This is a genomic window from Ensifer sp. M14, from assembly GCF_003355565.1.
Classification (GTDB): Bacteria; Pseudomonadota; Alphaproteobacteria; order Rhizobiales; family Rhizobiaceae; genus Ensifer.
Genome location: NZ_QJNR01000004.1, coordinates 2,044,373 through 2,060,531, shown reverse-complemented (window position 1 = coordinate 2,060,531; position 16,159 = coordinate 2,044,373). Strand labels below are relative to the sequence as shown.

Genomic DNA, 16,159 nt, shown 5'->3' with positions numbered 1-16,159 from the left:
CCCGTCAAACGGGGAGAAGGTGGCCGGCAGGCCGGATGAGGGGCAACCTCAAACGCCGTTCGCTACATCCTCACCCGTTCGGAGCGCGGATCGTACATCGCCTTCAGCGACGCCTCTGCCTTCACCCGCGTGCCGGCGATCTCGATCTCGAAGCGTGAGCCGAGCACGTCGGCATCGCTCTCGCCTTCAGACGGCACATAGCCAAGGCCGATCGCGCCGCCGAGATGGTGGCCGTAATTGCCCGACGTGATCGTGCCGACGATCTTGCCGTCGCGCACGATCGCCTCGTTGTGGAAGAGCAAGGGCTCCGGATCGGCGAGCCGGAACTGCACCAGCCGGCGCGAAAGCCCGCGATTGTGCTTGGCGAGCACCGCCTCGCGACCGATGAAATCGCCCTTGTCGGGTTTCACCGCGAAGCCGAGCCCGGCTTCGAGCACGTGGTCCTCGTCGGTGATATCGTGCCCGAAATGGCGGAAAGCCTTTTCGATGCGGCAGCTGTCGAGCGTGTGGATGCCGCAGAGTTTCAGCCCGAGATCCTGCCCCGCCTCCTCAAGCGCCTCGAAGACATGCGCCGTCTGGTCGGTCGAGACATAAAGCTCCCAGCCGAGTTCGCCGACATAGGTGACGCGGTGGGCGCGAGCGAGCCCCATGCCGATCTCGATTTCGCGCGCCGTGCCAAAGGGATGGGCGGCATTCGAAAAATCGTTCGGGCTCACCTTCTGCATCAGGTCGCGTGCCTTCGGCCCCATGACGCAGAGCACGCTTTCGCCAGCACCGACATCGGTGATGACGACGAATTCGTCGCGTACATGCTTGCGCAGCCAGGCAAGATCGCGCTGCAGCGTGGCGCCCGGCACCACCAGCAGGAACGCCGTTTCCGAAAGACGCGTGACCGTCAGGTCACTTTCGATGCCACCGCGGCCGTTGAGCATCTGGGTGTAGACGATGCGACCAGCCTCGACATTCATCTCGTTGGCGCAGAGCCGCTGCAGGAAGGAAAGCGCATCGCGCCCTTCCACTCGGATCTTGCCGAAAGAGGTCATGTCGAACAGGCCGACGCCGTTTCGGACTGCCAGATGCTCGGCCTTCTGGTTTTCGAACCAGTTCTGCCGTTTCCAGGAATAGCGGTATTCACGCTCCTGACCGTCATTGGCAAACCAGTTGGCCCGCTCCCAGCCGGCGACCTCGCCGAAGACCGCGCCCCGGCTTTTTAGGTGTTCGTGCAGCGGCGAACGGCGAACGCCGCGGGCCGTCGCCATCTGGCGGTAGGGGAAGTGATCGGCGTAAAGCAGCCCCAGCGTTTCCGACACGCGATCCTTCAGATAGGCACGGTTCTTCTGGAACGGCTGCGCCCGGCGGATATCCACTTCCCAGAGATCGAAGGGCGGCTCGCCGTCGTTCATCCACTCAGCCAGCGCCATGCCGGCGCCGCCGGATGAAACGATACCGATGGAGTTGTAGCCGGCCGCGACCCAATATCCCCTAACCTCCGGCGCCTCGCCGAGATAGTAGCGATCGTCGGGTGTAAAGCTCTCCGGACCGTTGAAGAAGGTATGGATGCCCGCCGTCTCCAGCATCGGCATGCGGTTGACCGCCATTTCGAGGATCGGCGAGAAATGGTCGAAATCGTCGGGCAGTTGGTCGAAGCAGAAGTCCTCGCGGATACCGTCCATGCCCCAGGGCTTGGCCTTGAGCTCGAAGGCGCCGATCAGCATCTTGCCGGCATCCTCCTTGTAATAGGTGCACTCGTCCGGCACGCGCAGCACCGGCAAGCGGGTCAAGTTGGGGATCGCCTCGGTGACGATGTAGAAGTGCTCGCAGGCATGTAGCGGCACGGTGACGCCGGACTGCCGCGCGAACTCCCTGCCCCACATGCCGGCACAATTGACGACGTGGTCGGTCTCGATCGTATAGGTCTCGCCGTTCTGCTCGCAGGTGACCCCGGTCACCCGGCCGTCCTTCTTCAGAACGGCCGTGACCTTGACGCCTTCGATGATGACAGCGCCATTCTGGCGGGCGCCCTTGGCAAGCGCCATGGCAATGTTGGCCGGGTCGCACTGGCCGTCGAGCGGCAGATGCACCGCCGCCTTCACATCGGAGGTGTTGAGGTGCGGGTACATCGCCTTCACCTCGTCAGGCGTGATCTCGCGCACGTCGACGTTGAAGGCGCGTGCCAGCGAGGCCTGGCGGTAGATCTCTTCCTTGCGCTCTTCCGTCAGCGCCACGGTGATCGAGCCGTTCTGGCGCATACCGGTGGAAATGCCAGTCTCGGCCTCCAGCTTGACGTAGAGGTCGGCCGAATATTTTGCGAGCCGCGTCATGTTTTGGGAGGCCCGCAACTGGCCAATCAGGCCGGCCGCATGCCAGGTCGTGCCCGAGGTCAGCTGCTTGCGTTCAAGCAGCACCACGTCGGTCCAGCCGAGCTTGGCGAGGTGATAGGCGACCGAACAGCCTGAGACGCCGCCACCGATGATGACGGCCCGGGCTTTCGAGGGGATCGGCTTGCTCATGCGCGCAGTCTTTCATTGGAGGGATCCCAGAGCGGTTGGTCGGCCTCGACGGTCGCCTTGAAGCGATCGCCGAAGATCTCGACCTCGATCTCGTTGCCGGGCACGGCGAGATCGGCGCGCAGCATCCCGAGCGCGATCGACTTGCCGACGCGGTAGCCCCAATTGCCCGAGGTGGTTTCGCCGACCACCTGGCCATCCGACCAGAGCGTCGACATGTAGGGCGCGTCGCAGCCGTCGGCGGCGACCGTCAGGGTGACGAAGCGTTTGCTGACACCCTGCTGCTTCTCCCGTTCCAGCGCCGCCTTGCCCTTGAAGCCGGGCTTTGCCCAGTCGACGAAACGCTCGAGCCCGCCCTGCAGGATAGTGTAGTCGGTCGAAAGATCGCCCTTCCAGGCGCGGTAGCCCTTCTCGATCCGCAGGCTGTCGAGCGCCTCCATGCCGAAGGGTTTCAGGCCGTGCTTCTGACCTGCGGTCCAGACGGCATCGAAGATGACGGCGGTATCGTCCACCTTGGTGTGGATCTCCCAGCCGAGTTCGCCGGCAAAGGAGACGCGCACCAGCTGGCAATAGCGCCCGGCTATCTGCGCGGTCTGATGGGTCAACCAGCCCTTGGCGAGATCCGCATCGCTGATGTCTGCGAGGATATCGCGGGATTTCGGCCCGGTGAGGATCTGGCAGCTAAATTGCGTAGTGACATCGTCGAGCGTGAAGGCCGCATCCGCAGGCAGGTGTTTGCGCAGCCATTCGAGATCGTGCCACTGCGCCGTTGCCGCCGTGATCAGGAAGAAGAAATCCTCTTCCAGCATCATGACCGACATTTCGGTGACGATGCGGCCCTTGTCGTCGGAGAAATAGGCAAGGCCGATGCGACCGAGCTTTGGCACGCGGCCGGTAATCAGGCCTGAAAGCCAATCGGTTGCGCCCTTGCCCTTCACCCGGAAGCGCGAAAAGCCCGGCAGGTCGAGAATGCCGGCGGCATCGCGCACGGCGAGACATTCCTCCTCGATGCGTTTGGCCCAGGGCCCTGCCCGCCCCCAGGTCTGGGTCGCCTCTTCCGACGTATCATCACCGGCTTGGGCGTACCACATCGCCCGTTCCCAGCCGTTATAGGGCTTGAACTGCGCGCCGAGCGCCGCGATCCGATCGTGGATCGGCGACAGTTTCTTGCCGCGGCCGGCCGCCCAGTAATGCTTCGGAAAATGCATCGCGTATTCGTGGCCGTAGATTTCCATGCCCTTAGCGATGCAGTAGTCCTGGTCGGTATAGTCGGTGTAGCGCCTGGGATCGCAGGACCACATGTCCCACTCCGTCTGGCCCTCGGTGATCCATTCGGCCAGCACCTTGCCGGCGCCGCCCGCCTGGCAGATGCCGAAGGTGAAGACGCAGGCCTCAAACGCGTTCGGCACGCCCGGCATCGGCCCGATCAGCGGGTTGCCGTCAGGCGCATAGGGGATCGGGCCATTGATGATCCGCGACAGCCCGGCCGTTCCGAGGATCGGCACGCGCTCGACGGCGTCGTTCAGATACCATTCCAGCCGATCGAGATCGTCGGGGAACAGCTGGAACGAAAAGTCTTCCGGCATCGGGTCATCAGGCGTTACCCAATGGGCGCGGCAGTTGCGCTCGTAAGGCCCGAGGTTCATGCCGTTCTTCTCCTGGCGGAGATAGTAGGAGCTGTCGACATCACGCAGCAGCGGCAGCTTATGGCCGGCCTCCTTCGACCAGGCGGCCAGCTCCGGGATCTCGTCGAACAGGATGTATTGATGGCTCATCACCATCATCGGCACGTCGCGGCCGAACATCTTGCCGACCTCGCGGGCATAGTAGCCGGCGGCGTTGACGACATATTCGCAGCGGATCTCGCCCTGCGGCGTGGTGATCACCCACTCGTCGTTTTCGCGGCGGGCCGCCGTGACGGGACAGAAGCGGATGATCTTCGCGCCCATGTCGCGCGCGCCCTTGGCGAGCGCCTGCGTCAACTGCGCCGGGTCGATGTCGCCGTCATAGGGGTCGTAGAGCGCACCGGTCAGGTTATGGGTTTCGAGGAACGGATAGCGGCTGCGCATCTCCTCGGGCGAGAGAATATCGAGATCCATGCCCTGGTAGCGGCCCATGCCGACGACGCGCTTGAACTCCTGCAGCCGCTCCTTCGAGTGGCCGAGCCTGATCGAGCCGGTGACGTGATAGTTCATGGGATAATCGACGTGCGCTCCGAGGTCGCGATAGAGCGAGGCGGAATAGCGCTGCATGTTCATGATCGACCAGGACGACGAAAACGTCGGCACATTGCCGGCCGCATGCCAGGTCGATCCCGCCGTCAGCTCGTTCTTTTCCAGAAGCACGCAATCGGTCCAGCCCGCCTTGGCAAGATGGTAGAGCGAGGAAGCGCCGATCGCTCCCCCACCGATGATCACGACGCGCGCGTGAGACGGCAAATTCGACATGCACTGTTCCCTCGTTTTGCCGGAATTCTTGCCGGTGAAACGGGGCGCCATCAAGCGATGGAAACAGGCTTTATTGATCGATGAATTCGATTAGATTGGACGAACCTTCGAAACCGGATGAAATGCCGATGCAAGTGGATCTGATCGAGACGTTCCTGGACCTGATGGAGACTCGCTCCTTCAACCGCACGGCCGAGCGGCTGAACATCACCCAGTCCACCGTTTCCCACCGCGTCAAGGCGCTGGAGGCGCAGTTCAACCGCAAGCTCTTTACCCGCAACAAGGGCGGCACGGTACCGACGGCTGCTGGCCTCAGGTTTCTGGACTACGCAAAAGCGCTGCAAAACCAATGGCATGAGGCCACACGTGCGGTCACCAGCGCCGGCGCGCTGGAACGCTCGATGCGGCTCGGCATCCAGCATGATCTCGCCGAAGCCTTTGCCGGCGAATGGCTTTCGGCCATCCGGAAGGAGCTGCCGACCACCGAGATCTACATGGAAGCAGACTACTCCAATCAGATGAACCGGGATCTCGGTGCCGGCGATCTCGACCTCGCTTTGCTCTATACCCCGCATTATCTGCCCGACCTTCACTATGAAAGGATCGGCGATCTGCATTACGTGATGGTGAGCACAGACGCCGCTTCGCTATCGGATGTCAGGATCGAGACCTATATCCAGGCGATCTACTCACCGGCCTTCGATCGCGCTCACCGGCTGGCTTTGCCGCATCTCTCGGCAGCGCCGGTCGCAACCGGCCAGAACATGGCCATCACCATGCTGCTGCATTCGCTCGGTGGTGCAGCCTATGTGACAGTAGCAACGGCCGATCGGCTCGTGCAATCCGGCCGGGCCTGCATCGTTACCGATGCGCCGGTGATCCCGCAGTCGGTCTATGCCGCCACCAGCCTTCGCACCCGCCACGCCCACCAGCACCGCAAGATCATCGGTGCGATGCAGACGCTGCTTTCCGCAGAAAGCGAGGCCGCGGCCTGAAGCTAGGCCATGCGGCGCTGGATCAGCCGCTGCAGGAACATCAGAATGGAAACGATCGCCAGATAATAGACGAGTGCCGCTGAATACCATTCGACGAAGCGGAAGCTGGAGGCAATCGCGTCGTTGACGACGGCCATGATCTCTCGCATCGAGATCACATAGGCAAGTGACGTCAGCTTGATCAGGTTGATGAACTCGTTGACGAGCACCGGCATGACGATGCGCAGGGCCTGCGGCAGGACGACGAGGAAGAAGGTCTGCAGCCGGTTGAGCCCGAGCGCGCGGGCCGCATCCGTCTGCCCCTGGCCGATAGCCGAAAGCGCGCCGCGCATCGCCTCGGCCATATAGGCGGTGGTGACCAGCGTGAAGGCGATGAAGGCGGCGGCAAAGGGCGTATACCACGGCGCCCGCGTCAGGCCGGGAAAGAGCTGCGGTGCACCGTTCCAGACGATCAGCAGCACGAGGATGAGCGGGGCCGAGCGAAACAGCCAGACATAGATCTGGGCCGCCGTGCGGCGCACCGCCGCCATCGAGTTGAGCGCGACGGCGAGCGGCAGGCAGAGCAGGAACGAGGCGGCCTGAACCAGGATGGAGAGCAGGATGGCGATGGCCGCACCCTGCAGCATGACCGGCATGGTCAGGGCATCGAAAAACAGTTTGGTGTCGAAGTTCATGCCCTGCCCGCTTCCTTGGATTAAGTTGGAGCGGGATGCGGGCGGAAGACCGCACACACTTTCCCCATCCCGCTCTCAAAGCATCAACGGTCGTAATCGACGTCGAACAGCGCCGGATCGAGGCCGTATTTCTTGGCGATACCGGTAAAGAAGCCCTGCTCCTTCAAGGTCTTCAGGCCCGCCTTGATCTGAGCGGCATCGCTGTCCCCGCGCCGGGAGTAGATGCCGTAGGTGAAATCCGAGGCCCAGATGTAGGGAAGCTGCAAGGTCCCGTCGGAGCGCGAGGCGCGATAGGCGCCCTCGGCCTCTTCGGTCATCGTCGCATCGACACGCCCGACGAGCACCTGCTGGTAGGCCGCCTGCTGGGTCGGATATTCCTGCACCTCGACCGGCGCCTGGCCCTTGGCCGCGAGCACCTTGTTCAGGGGCTCGATCCGCTCCTGCTTGTAGTAGGCGCCGGCTTCGAGCGCGATCACCTTGCCGCTCAGGTCCTCCGGCACCTTGATGGCATCGCTGCCGGCCTTGGTCACCATCGCGGTTGCCGACTTCATGTAGGAGACGCCGTCATAGGTCTCGCGACGCTTGTCGTTGATGTAGATGCCGCTGACGATCATGTCGCAGCGCCCGGCGCCGAGCGTCGGCAACAGGCCGGTACTTCCGCATGGGCAAGCCCCGCCGACAGCAGAATGGTCCCGAGAAGGGTTGCATGCGATGCCAGTCTGATCATCTCTATTCCCCTCGATTAGGTTGGTGAAACGCGCCCGACGATGTCGCCATAGGTCTGGCTGTCGAAGGCGGGAAGAATAAGCGGGTCGACGAACCCGTCGCGCCGCGCCGTCAGCACGTATTGCATCATCGACGCATTGTCGGGCATCTCGAAAACCTGGACGAAATCGTAGGTTCCGAGCGTGGCGTAGAAGGCGACAGAACGGCCGCCGAGCGCAGAGACGCGGTCTTCGCTCACCTTGCGCCGTGCGCCGCTGTCGGCAAGTTCGGCCAGTCCCTTGGCCGTCAGTTTCATCAGCGAGATATATCTTTGCATGGGGCATCATTCCGTTGGAACGGTTGGCAGAACGCTTTGAAAATGGAGGTGTACTGTCGGTGCTAGAGCGCTTCATCTTTAAACGGAAGCAATTCTGTTGGCTCAAAACGGCCGCTCCACACGAAGGATGGCGCTGAGCGATGCCGATCCATCGAGCAAGCCATCCGACACAGTGGGCGGCCGTTTTCAGCCAACCCGAAGGGCCGGATGAATTTTGGCCATTGCCGGCGGTGGCCGTCTCGACCGCAGCGTCAGCTGCGCTCTTCGCCAACCGCCTTGGTCCTGGCCGAAATTCCTTCCGGCAGAATGCCTCCGTTTAAAGATGAAGCGCTCTAGCGGCTGGCTTTGGCCAGGCCGGCGATGACGGCTTCGCTGGTCGAGACCGTGCCGAAGATGCCGTTCTCGATCGAGATCATGTTGATCGCCGCCTCATGCGCCCATTGCTCGCCACTGGCGCAGCAATCCGAAATCGTCAGGCACTGGAAATTGCGGTCGCAGGCCTCGCGCAGCGTTGTATGCACGCAGACATCGGTGGTGCAGCCGGTAAAGAGCATATGGGTGATGCCCCGCGCCCTCAGCACATGCTCGAGATCCGTATAGGTGAACGAACTGTTGCAGGTCTTGTCGACGATGACGTCGCTCTCCGCGACATCGAGTTCCGGCAGCAGTTGAAAGCCGGGGCTCGAGCGCAGCAGTACCTGCGTGTTCTCGAGGCCCGAACGCCTGCGGCGCCATTTTTCGTAAGGGGTCATGTCGGCGAGGTCGGCGCGGTAGCCCTGCCGTGTATGGATGATCAGGCACCCGGCCTGCCGCGCGGCTGATATCACCCGATTGACGGCCGGCACGATGGCCGCGAGCGGCGCCGGATCGTAACCCATCGAAGCGAAGTAGCCGTTGGGCGAGCAGAAGTCGATCTGAAGGTCGATCACCATCAGCGCGGTCTGCGACGGAGCCAGCTTGCCGTCATAAGGAAAATCAAATGGTTGCGCTGCGATCATGGCTTATCTCCCTCTCTCCGACCCGATTCATAGAAGCAAAAATCGATTGGGAATAGCGATTTTTTATGCTTGATATTGTCTAGTTTGGCTAAACAGTTGTTGATGACGGAAACGTATCGATCGACTGCCAATCAAGGCTTGGAGCTCTAATGAAGGCGTTGCATTTCCTGCCCTATCTCAGGGTCTTCGAAGCCGTTGCCCGGATTGGATCGGTGCGCCAGGCAGCCGATGAGCTGGGTCTCAGCCCCGGCGCCGTATCGCTGCAGCTTCGCCGGCTTTCTGAGACGACTGGCCTGACGCTCCTGGAAAAATCGGGACGCAACATTCGCCTGACCGCCGCCGGGCGCGATTTCGCCCAGACCGTCTCCCACGCCATCGGCAATCTTGCGGTTGCCGTTGAAAACAATGCCGAACGGCAGCTCGAAAACCACCAGACGAAGCTGACGGTCGCTTTGCCCCCGGCCCTGGCAATCGCCTGGATGGCGAGCCTGCTGGTGCAATTCGCCGACGCACGCGGGGTCAGCGATCTCGCCATGCGCAGCTGTATCCGCGCAAGCGACGTGCAGTGGGACGATGTCGACCTGGCTGTGGTCTACGACAATCCGCCGTTCAACGGGCTGTGGTGGCAGGTGGTCAGCGACGTGAAGCTCAGGACCATTTGCTCGCCGCTTCTTTTCCCGCGCCTGGAAGGGTCGCACCGCGACCGGAAGCTGCGCGACGTCACCTTGCTACACGAGGACGACGGCCGGGAATGGACGCGCTGGGCGGCCGCCGCGCGCATATCGCTTGAAGGCAGCCGCAGCGTCCGGGTGCCTTCGGTCGCCGTCGCCGTCGCATCAGCCCTGCAGGGACAGGGCATGGCACTGGTCTCGGATGTTCTCACCCGCTCCTATCTGCAGGAAGGACGGCTGATCCAGCCGTTCGCAACGGCGATACCGGCGTCCGCGGGATATTACCTCCTCTGCCCGACGGAGAAGGCCGAGGCGCCGCTGATCCAGGCGCTTGCCCATCAGATCGCCGCCCATCTGCGCGGCGACTGACATGCGCCGGCTTTCAATAGCGCCCCTTGAGCAGCGCCTTCAGCCGGGTCGCGTCATCCGTTGTCACCCCAGGCGGATCGACGACCTCCATCCACGCATCGATATAATGTTCCGGCGCATAGACATGGCCGTAGCCTATCGGCGTCGTCGTGCCCGTCGCCGCGTCGGCCAGAAGCTGGAACATCGTTACCACAGGGAACCATCTGAGGTCCGGCGAGACGTCATGACCGCGCGGCGCCTTCATCCAGTCCGGCTCGCGATAGAAGGAATGCGCATCGAAGAAGGTGATCGGGTCGCTGGCATATTGCAGGTAGACGATGCGGACATTGCCCCATACCGCGCCTGGGATATCCAGCGCATTCTGCTGGCCGGTGAAGCGGATCACCGAACCGTCGCGATAGCGCGGCAGCCACTCCGGAGAGCCCGGATTTCGGCCGGCTGTCACCGAAAGCCACGTCCGCGTCGGGAACGGCGTCCCGACCCAGAGCGCGCCCTGGAACGGATCGCTGAGGATGCCGAACGGGTCGACCGAGCCCTGCGAGTTCATCGAGCCGAGGCTGAGACCGTAGAGGTAGAGGCGCGGACGTTTGTCCTTGGGCAGCGTCGTCCAGTAACCGTAGACCGCGTCGAACAAGGCATTGGCAGTTTCGCCGCCATATTCCGGCTCGACCAGGAGCGACAACCAGCTGGCCAGATAAGAATACTGCACCGCGACACTCGCGACGTCGCCCTTCAAGAGATACTCGACCGAATCGAGGCCCGGCGGATCGACCCAGCCGGTGCCTGTCGGCACGACGATCACGAGGTTGGACCGCTCGAACCCGCCGACACGCTTCAGTTCTTCGAGCGCCAGCTTGGCCCGTTCCTTCGCCGTCTCGGCCGAATTGAGCCCGGCATAGACGCGCAAGGGCTCCTTCGCCTCGCCACTGAAGAAGGCGCCGATATCCCCGGCGCTCGGCCCTGAGGCGATGAATTGGCGCCCTTGCCGGCCGAGTTCGTCCCAGGTCATCAGCGACGCGCCGCTGCCCGTCTTCATCGGGTCGGTCGGCGGCGCCACATCAGGGTCGATCAGCGCATCGAGCCTCTGGAAGGAGCTGTCGGCCACATGCAGTGCGTAGCGGAAGATCACCCCGTCGGTCGCCGACCAGAAGAGAGCGATGGCCGCCGCAATGGCGGTGACCTTTGCCAGCGGCCGCGTCAACACATATTCGAAGCGCTTGGCAAGAAAGCGGAATGTCAGCCGGAACAGGCGTACAAGCAGGACGATGACGATGAAGACGACAGCGGCGATGAGGCCAAGCTTGAACGGCTCGGCGCTCTCGACGGGATCGAGCCCCATGAGGCTGCGCACGGTATTCTGCCATTCCGCCGCCCGCCAAAGAAAGGTCAGCGCAAAAATTCCGCAGCCGAGGGCCGCCGCAAGCTTGAGGAACAGGCCAGTCTTCGGCCGTACGTCCGGCAGTTCGAGATAGGACCAGAGCCAGCGCAGGAACACGCCGATGGCATAGCCGGCAGACAGCGAAAGGCCTGAGATCATCGCCTGAATGACGTAGGGCCGCGGGATCAGGCTCGGCGTCAGAGACGCGGCGAAGAACGCTACGGCGACGATGAGCCCCGTCGTCGACAACGACGCCCAAAGCCCGGACACGAATCGTGGAACGGGCCACCTCGCCCTGCGCAGGCCTATCTCTTCAAGGTGATCCACCGGCAGGCTCCTTGTTGTCAGTCGTTCGTCAAGAGCGCCATGTGGGTTGGCGCGGTGCCCGATTGATAGCCGTCAGCCACAGAGGCGACAACCTCGCGTCGGCAGTGTAACCGCCACCGGCGCCATCCTCTACACGCGGCATGCGCGGATCAGCTTTTCTGGAAGGCCAGGTGCACGCCGAGCCCGACGAGGACGCCGCCACCAACACGCTGCATCGCACGCTGCGCCATGCTCGAGCGCTTGAGCCTGGCCATCAGTACCCCCGCCAGAATGACGCAGACGATATCAGCGGACGAAAACATCAGGTTGACGATCGTGCCGAGAATGACGAACTGCAGCCAGACCGGGAACGCCGCGGATGCGTCGATGAACTGCGGCAGGAAGGCCACGAAGAAGATCGCCGTCTTGGGGTTCAGCACTTCGACGGTGATGCTTTCGAAGAAGGCGCGCCGGCCGGATTTCGCCCCGATGCCGGGCAAGTCGCCCGCCCCTTGTGCCTTGGCGCGAAACAGCGAAATCCCGAGCCAGACGAGATAGGCGGCACCGGCAAACTTGACAACCATGTAGAGCACCGGCACCGCATGAAACAGCACCGACAGACCGGCGGCCGCCGCAAAGACATGCACATAGCCGCCGAGGTGAATGCCGAGCGTCGCCATCAAACCGGACCAGCGGCCGCGCGCCATCGTCTGCGCCGCCGCATAAAGCATCGCAGGACCCGGGATATAGGCGAAAATTGCCGTGGTCACGACGAAAGCCAGAAGCAGTTCCATGGACGGCATCACAATGCTCCCAAAAGGTCATATGGTGTGCAATATCCGGCAGTAGACAATGCCTGCGCTCGCTTGGCAAGGCGAGATCGATGCCCGTACACACGCCGACATTGCAAGGGTCGGCCACGATGCGCGCGGAGCCTCAGACTTCCTGGCTCATCGGCCACTCGCCGCTTAGATCCGCCGCTCCTTGATCGTGTTCATCACGAAGCTCGTCTCGATCGAGGCCACGCATTTGAGGCGGGCGATCTTCTCCTTGATGAAGCGCTCGTATTGCTCGAGCCCCGCGCTCATCACCTTCAGCACATAGTCGCGCGAGCCGGTGACCAGGTGGCATTCGAGCACTTCGTCCCAGCCGCGGATCGCCTGTTCGAACATCACGATCTCGTCCTCGTGCTGACGGCTGAGGCGGACGGTGGCGATCGCCGTCATCGTCCAGCCCTCGACCGCCGGGTCGATCAGCGCCGTGTAGCCGCGGATTACGCCGGTCTCCTCCAGCCGCCGCAGCCGCCTGAGGCAGGGCGAAGCCGACAGGCCGACACGTTCGGCAAGGTCGTTGTTGGTGATGCGTGCGTCGGCCAGCAACTCCCTCAGGATTCTGCGGTCGGTCTCGTCGGCAATTTTCTGCGTCATATCTCTTCAATCCCGGTAATAGTTTGCGCAACTCAAGGGTATGTGATCGCAAATAGCAAGGATCGGTCCAAGCGTCTGATATAATTTGCCTGCCAGTCGCCCCGTTTCGCTTCAGGAGAAAGCCATGACCGCGCCGCACCCCTACAAGACCCATATCGGAAACCACAAGCTGCATCCCGAAACGCTGATGCTGAACTATGGTTACGACCCCGAACTGTCTGAGGGGGCCGTCAAGCCGCCGGTGTTCCTGACCTCCACTTTCGTCTTCCGCACCGCCGAGGAAGGCCGCGATTTCTTCGATTTCGTCTCCGGCCGTCGCGAGCCGCCGGCGGGTGTAGGCGCCGGCCTCGTCTATTCGCGCTTCAACCATCCGAACAGCGAGATCGTCGAGGATCGCCTTGCCGTCTATGAGCGCACCGAAAGCTGCGCGCTGTTTTCCTCCGGCATGTCGGCGATCGCAACGACGCTGCTTGCCTTCGTCAAGCCGGGCGATGCGGTGCTGCACAGCCAGCCGCTCTATGGTGGCACCGAGACGCTGCTGGCGAAAACCTTCCTCAATCTCGGGGTTTCGGCCGTCGGCTTCGCCGATGGCGTCAACGAGGCGGCAGTGACTGAGGCTGCAGACGCGGCGATGGCGAAAGGCCGCGTATCGGTGATCCTCATCGAAACGCCCGCCAACCCGACCAACAGCCTCGTGGATGTCGCGATGATCCGCCGTGTCGCCGACGCCATCGGCGCCAAGCAGGGCCACACGCCTGTCATCGCCTGTGACAACACCCTGCTCGGCCCGGTGTTCCAGCGGCCGATCGAGCATGGCGCCGACATCTCGCTCTATTCGCTGACAAAATATGTCGGCGGCCACTCCGACCTCATCGCCGGCGCCGCCCTCGGCTCCAAGGCGGTGATGAAGCAGGTGAAGGCGCTGCGCGGCGCGATCGGTACGCAACTCGACCCGCATTCCTGCTGGATGCTCGGCCGCTCGCTCGAGACCCTGTCGGTGCGCATGCACAAGGCCAACGACAATGCCCTGGTGGTGGCAGAATTCCTGCGCGACCATCCCAAGGTCGAGCGCATCCACTACCTGCCGTTCCACGACGCAGCCTCGCCGCTCGGCAAGGCCTATGCGGCGCAATGCACCGGCGCCGGATCGACCTTCTCCTTCGATATCACGGGCGGCCAGGAGGCGGCGTTCCGCTTCCTCAATGCGCTGCAGATCTTCAAGCTCGCCGTCAGCCTCGGCGGCACGGAATCGCTGGCAAGCCACCCGGCCGCGATGACCCATTCCGGCGTGCCGATCGACGTGCGCCGCCGCATCGGCGTTCTCGACACCACGATCCGGCTTTCGATCGGCATCGAGCACCCGGACGATCTGGTCGCCGACCTCGCGAACGCGCTGACGCTGGCCTGATTTCGAGAAACCGGCCGCCGATCCCATCGGCGGCCAGCCGCCTCAATGCGACAGTATATTGATCACGTTGCCGAACGGGTCGCGCATGTAGAAGCGTCGGACGCCCCAGGGCTCGTCGGTAATCTCATAGACGACCTCGACGCCCTTTTCCCGCGCCTGGGCATAGACCGCGTCGACATCATCGACCTCGATCGAGAGCACCGGCACGGGGGTGCCGTTGCCGCCTTCGCTCGCGACACCCACCTGCGGCATCACCGCCTGCCCTTTGGCCGCGAATGTCAGGATCCAGCCATGATCCATCACCAGCTCGAGCCCAAGCAGGTCGGCGTAGAAGGCATGCGCCACCTGCGGATCCGGCGCGTATAGATTGGACACGATACGTTTGACTGCCATGCCGTTCTCCCGGCTTTCGTGTGGGCGCAATTTGTCTTGCGGCAACGCGTTTGCCAAGAGCGCCGAAACCGGCAGTGGGCAAAAGTGCTAAAGAGGTTTTTGACTGTCCGGTCAGCCACGCGGCGCTGCCGGAGATCGGGGCAGCACTGTTCGGATCGCCGTCTCCACCAGCGCCTTGAACCGCCCAATTTCCGGCCGCCGCTGTTGTTGGCGCGAGGTTTCCAGAAACACCGTTCCTTCGGTGCCGTCGATCGCAAGCGGGCGGATGGCGAGCGCCGGGTGCAGCGCCGTCAGATGACGGGCAAGCGACGACGGAACAGTGGCAACCAGCCGGCTCGCGATCAGCGCGTCGCCGATCCCCAGATGGGATGGCATGGTGAGCATGATCCGGCGCGAGCGCCCGTCGCGCGCCAGCAGCCGGTCGAAGTGATTGTCCGACGCCGGCCAGGGCAGCGAATAGAGATGCGCGGCCGAGAGATAGTCGTCGACCGCCACCTCATCCGCACCGGCGAGCGGGCAGAGCGGACCGAACAGGCAGACGAGCCTGTCGCAGGCAACCGGCAACCGGTCGACGAGGCTGCGGTCATCGCGATCGCCGCCGACCGAGATGACGGCATCGACCTCGCCCTGCGACAGTTCGGTGGCATAGGAGCGGCGTTCAAAGGAGCGGATGTGCAGGCTATGGCCCGCATGGTCCTGCAGCAGCCCTTGCATCAGCACCGGCAAAAGCTGCTGGCGCAGACCGTCAGGCACCACGAGCGTAAAGCGCCGCGCCTGCGGCAGCGCCTCCAGAGCGCCGGACGAAACCGCGAGCGTGATGCTGGTGATCATCTCGCTCAGCGGCACCGCGATCTCTTCCATGCGCGGCGATGGCGCCATGCCGGTCGGCGTGCGCACGAACAGTTCGTCGGAAAAGTCCTCCCGCATGCGCCGTAGCCGATGACTGATCGACGAGGCCGTCACCCCCAGCCGCTCGGCCGCCCGACCGACATGGCGCTCCAGCATCAATGCATGCAGCACTTTCAGATTGTTAAGATCGATCCGACGCCAGTCGAGCATGCTGAATTCCGTTCAATGCGAGATGAGGAGCCATCATTTTCCAGCCATGAAAGGCCTTGGTAGAGCGCCTCCTTAACACAGGAGACAACAATGCTTCACCTGACGCGGGTCGCCCGCAGTACTTTCCTGGCTCTTCTCCTGCTGCCGACGCCATCGACCGCCGAAGATGGCGGCCCGCACGTGACCAGTTGCGAGGCGATCGTCCCTATGGTCGCCGGCTGGGAGACGCAACCGCCGGAATGGCCCGACGTCGAGCTGACCGCCGAAGTCGTGTCGCTGGAGGTTCAGGATCCGATCGCCGTCACGACGCTGTGCCCGAATACCAAGACCCGCGTCGTCTGCCTCGAATACAACAACAGCGCGCTGAAGCCGGGAGACCGGGTCAATGTCAGCGGGCTGGTGTCCGGCACCTTCGAAAACGGCGTCGTGCTCGACCCCTGCGGCACCACCAAGGTCGAGGCCGACGGCAAGCCCTGAAGGCAGAA

15 protein-coding genes are annotated in these 16,159 nt (G+C 63.1%); 4 read left to right on the top strand and 11 right to left on the bottom strand.

Features of this window, described 5'->3' with window-relative positions:
- Nucleotides 1–62 precede the first annotated feature (62 nt).
- Nucleotides 63–2,510, bottom strand: a complete 2,448-nt coding sequence (locus BLJAPNOD_RS09835; protein ID WP_115419670.1) for an FAD-dependent oxidoreductase — start codon at nt 2,508–2,510, stop codon at nt 63–65.
- Nucleotides 2,507–4,954 (bottom strand): FAD-dependent oxidoreductase, encoded by a 2,448-nt coding sequence (locus BLJAPNOD_RS09830; protein WP_115419669.1) that lies wholly within the window; start codon nt 4,952–4,954, stop codon nt 2,507–2,509. Before BLJAPNOD_RS09830 ends, BLJAPNOD_RS09835 begins: the two co-directional genes overlap by 4 nt.
- Before the next feature lie 128 nt (nt 4,955–5,082).
- Here BLJAPNOD_RS09830 and BLJAPNOD_RS09825 point away from each other — a divergent pair, with 128 nt between their 5' ends.
- Nucleotides 5,083–5,949, top strand: coding sequence for a LysR family transcriptional regulator (locus BLJAPNOD_RS09825; RefSeq protein ID WP_115421225.1), 867 nt, complete (start codon nt 5,083–5,085; stop codon nt 5,947–5,949).
- Between the two features lie 2 nt (nt 5,950–5,951).
- On the opposite strand, the gene BLJAPNOD_RS09820 is transcribed toward BLJAPNOD_RS09825, so the two are convergent.
- The 4 genes from BLJAPNOD_RS09820 to BLJAPNOD_RS09805 form a co-directional block, all read right to left on the bottom strand.
- Complete coding sequence (locus BLJAPNOD_RS09820) at nt 5,952–6,623, bottom strand: amino acid ABC transporter permease (RefSeq protein ID WP_244610910.1); 672 nt, start codon at nt 6,621–6,623, stop codon at nt 5,952–5,954.
- Nucleotides 6,624–6,706: 83 nt separating this feature from the next.
- Nucleotides 6,707–7,267, bottom strand: coding sequence for a transporter substrate-binding domain-containing protein (locus BLJAPNOD_RS09815; RefSeq protein WP_115419668.1), 561 nt, complete (start codon nt 7,265–7,267; stop codon nt 6,707–6,709).
- Nucleotides 7,268–7,365: 98 nt separating this feature from the next.
- Complete coding sequence (locus tag BLJAPNOD_RS09810; RefSeq protein WP_077499743.1) at nt 7,366–7,665, bottom strand: GYD domain-containing protein; 300 nt, start codon at nt 7,663–7,665, stop codon at nt 7,366–7,368.
- A 332-nt stretch (nt 7,666–7,997) separates the two neighbouring features.
- Complete coding sequence (locus BLJAPNOD_RS09805) at nt 7,998–8,663, bottom strand: isochorismatase family cysteine hydrolase (protein WP_115419667.1); 666 nt, start codon at nt 8,661–8,663, stop codon at nt 7,998–8,000.
- Nucleotides 8,664–8,812: 149 nt separating this feature from the next.
- Between BLJAPNOD_RS09805 and BLJAPNOD_RS09800 the strand changes: the two genes are divergently transcribed.
- Entirely contained in the window at nt 8,813–9,703 is an 891-nt protein-coding gene (locus tag BLJAPNOD_RS09800; protein ID WP_115419666.1) for a LysR substrate-binding domain-containing protein, read from the top strand.
- Between the two features lie 13 nt (nt 9,704–9,716).
- Here BLJAPNOD_RS09800 and BLJAPNOD_RS09795 read toward each other — a convergent pair whose 3' ends face one another.
- The 3 genes from BLJAPNOD_RS09795 to BLJAPNOD_RS09785 form a co-directional block, all read right to left on the bottom strand.
- A complete protein-coding gene (locus BLJAPNOD_RS09795) occupies nt 9,717–11,408 on the bottom strand; it encodes an alpha/beta-hydrolase family protein (protein ID WP_115419665.1) in 1,692 nt (563 codons plus the stop codon).
- 149 nt (nt 11,409–11,557) lie between these two features.
- Nucleotides 11,558–12,190, bottom strand: a complete 633-nt coding sequence (locus tag BLJAPNOD_RS09790; RefSeq protein ID WP_077499733.1) for a LysE family translocator — start codon at nt 12,188–12,190, stop codon at nt 11,558–11,560.
- Nucleotides 12,191–12,355: 165 nt separating this feature from the next.
- Entirely contained in the window at nt 12,356–12,814 is a 459-nt protein-coding gene (locus tag BLJAPNOD_RS09785; protein ID WP_077499731.1) for an Lrp/AsnC family transcriptional regulator, read from the bottom strand.
- A gap of 124 nt (nt 12,815–12,938) precedes the next feature.
- On the opposite strand from BLJAPNOD_RS09785, the gene BLJAPNOD_RS09780 reads away from it, so the two are divergent.
- On the top strand, nt 12,939–14,222 hold the full coding sequence (locus BLJAPNOD_RS09780) for a cystathionine gamma-synthase family protein (protein ID WP_115419664.1): 1,284 nt from the start codon (nt 12,939–12,941) through the stop codon (nt 14,220–14,222).
- A 42-nt stretch (nt 14,223–14,264) separates the two neighbouring features.
- Here the strand turns inward: BLJAPNOD_RS09780 and BLJAPNOD_RS09775 are convergent, their stop codons facing one another.
- Nucleotides 14,265–14,615, bottom strand: a complete 351-nt coding sequence (locus tag BLJAPNOD_RS09775) for a VOC family protein (protein WP_077499727.1) — start codon at nt 14,613–14,615, stop codon at nt 14,265–14,267.
- Nucleotides 14,616–14,726: 111 nt separating this feature from the next.
- Nucleotides 14,727–15,674, bottom strand: a complete 948-nt coding sequence (locus tag BLJAPNOD_RS09770; protein ID WP_115419663.1) for a LysR family transcriptional regulator — start codon at nt 15,672–15,674, stop codon at nt 14,727–14,729.
- Nucleotides 15,675–15,764: 90 nt separating this feature from the next.
- On the opposite strand from BLJAPNOD_RS09770, the gene BLJAPNOD_RS09765 reads away from it, so the two are divergent.
- Nucleotides 15,765–16,151 carry a hypothetical protein gene (locus BLJAPNOD_RS09765; RefSeq protein ID WP_115419662.1) on the top strand — a complete coding sequence of 129 codons (387 nt, stop codon included), beginning with the start codon at nt 15,765–15,767 and terminating at the stop codon, nt 16,149–16,151.
- The last annotated feature ends 8 nt before the right edge of the window (nt 16,152–16,159 follow it).

Bases quoted from the DNA above. Each gene is read 5' to 3' on its own strand.
- BLJAPNOD_RS09820 (WP_244610910.1), bottom strand. From the start codon at position 6,623: ATGAACTTCGACACCAAACTGTTTTTCGATGCCCTGACCATGCCGGTC.
- BLJAPNOD_RS09800 (WP_115419666.1), top strand. From the start codon at position 8,813: ATGAAGGCGTTGCATTTCCTGCCCTATCTCAGGGTCTTCGAAGCCGTT.
- BLJAPNOD_RS09835 (WP_115419670.1), bottom strand. From the start codon at position 2,510: ATGAGCAAGCCGATCCCCTCGAAAGCCCGGGCCGTCATCATCGGTGGC.
- BLJAPNOD_RS09770 (WP_115419663.1), bottom strand. From the start codon at position 15,674: ATGCTCGACTGGCGTCGGATCGATCTTAACAATCTGAAAGTGCTGCAT.
- BLJAPNOD_RS09780 (WP_115419664.1), top strand. From the start codon at position 12,939: ATGACCGCGCCGCACCCCTACAAGACCCATATCGGAAACCACAAGCTG.
- BLJAPNOD_RS09830 (WP_115419669.1), bottom strand. From the start codon at position 4,954: ATGTCGAATTTGCCGTCTCACGCGCGCGTCGTGATCATCGGTGGGGGA.
- BLJAPNOD_RS09790 (WP_077499733.1), bottom strand. From the start codon at position 12,190: ATGCCGTCCATGGAACTGCTTCTGGCTTTCGTCGTGACCACGGCAATT.
- BLJAPNOD_RS09805 (WP_115419667.1), bottom strand. From the start codon at position 8,663: ATGATCGCAGCGCAACCATTTGATTTTCCTTATGACGGCAAGCTGGCT.
- BLJAPNOD_RS09775 (WP_077499727.1), bottom strand. From the start codon at position 14,615: ATGGCAGTCAAACGTATCGTGTCCAATCTATACGCGCCGGATCCGCAG.
- BLJAPNOD_RS09785 (WP_077499731.1), bottom strand. From the start codon at position 12,814: ATGACGCAGAAAATTGCCGACGAGACCGACCGCAGAATCCTGAGGGAG.
- BLJAPNOD_RS09765 (WP_115419662.1), top strand. From the start codon at position 15,765: ATGCTTCACCTGACGCGGGTCGCCCGCAGTACTTTCCTGGCTCTTCTC.
- BLJAPNOD_RS09825 (WP_115421225.1), top strand. From the start codon at position 5,083: ATGCAAGTGGATCTGATCGAGACGTTCCTGGACCTGATGGAGACTCGC.
- BLJAPNOD_RS09810 (WP_077499743.1), bottom strand. From the start codon at position 7,665: ATGCAAAGATATATCTCGCTGATGAAACTGACGGCCAAGGGACTGGCC.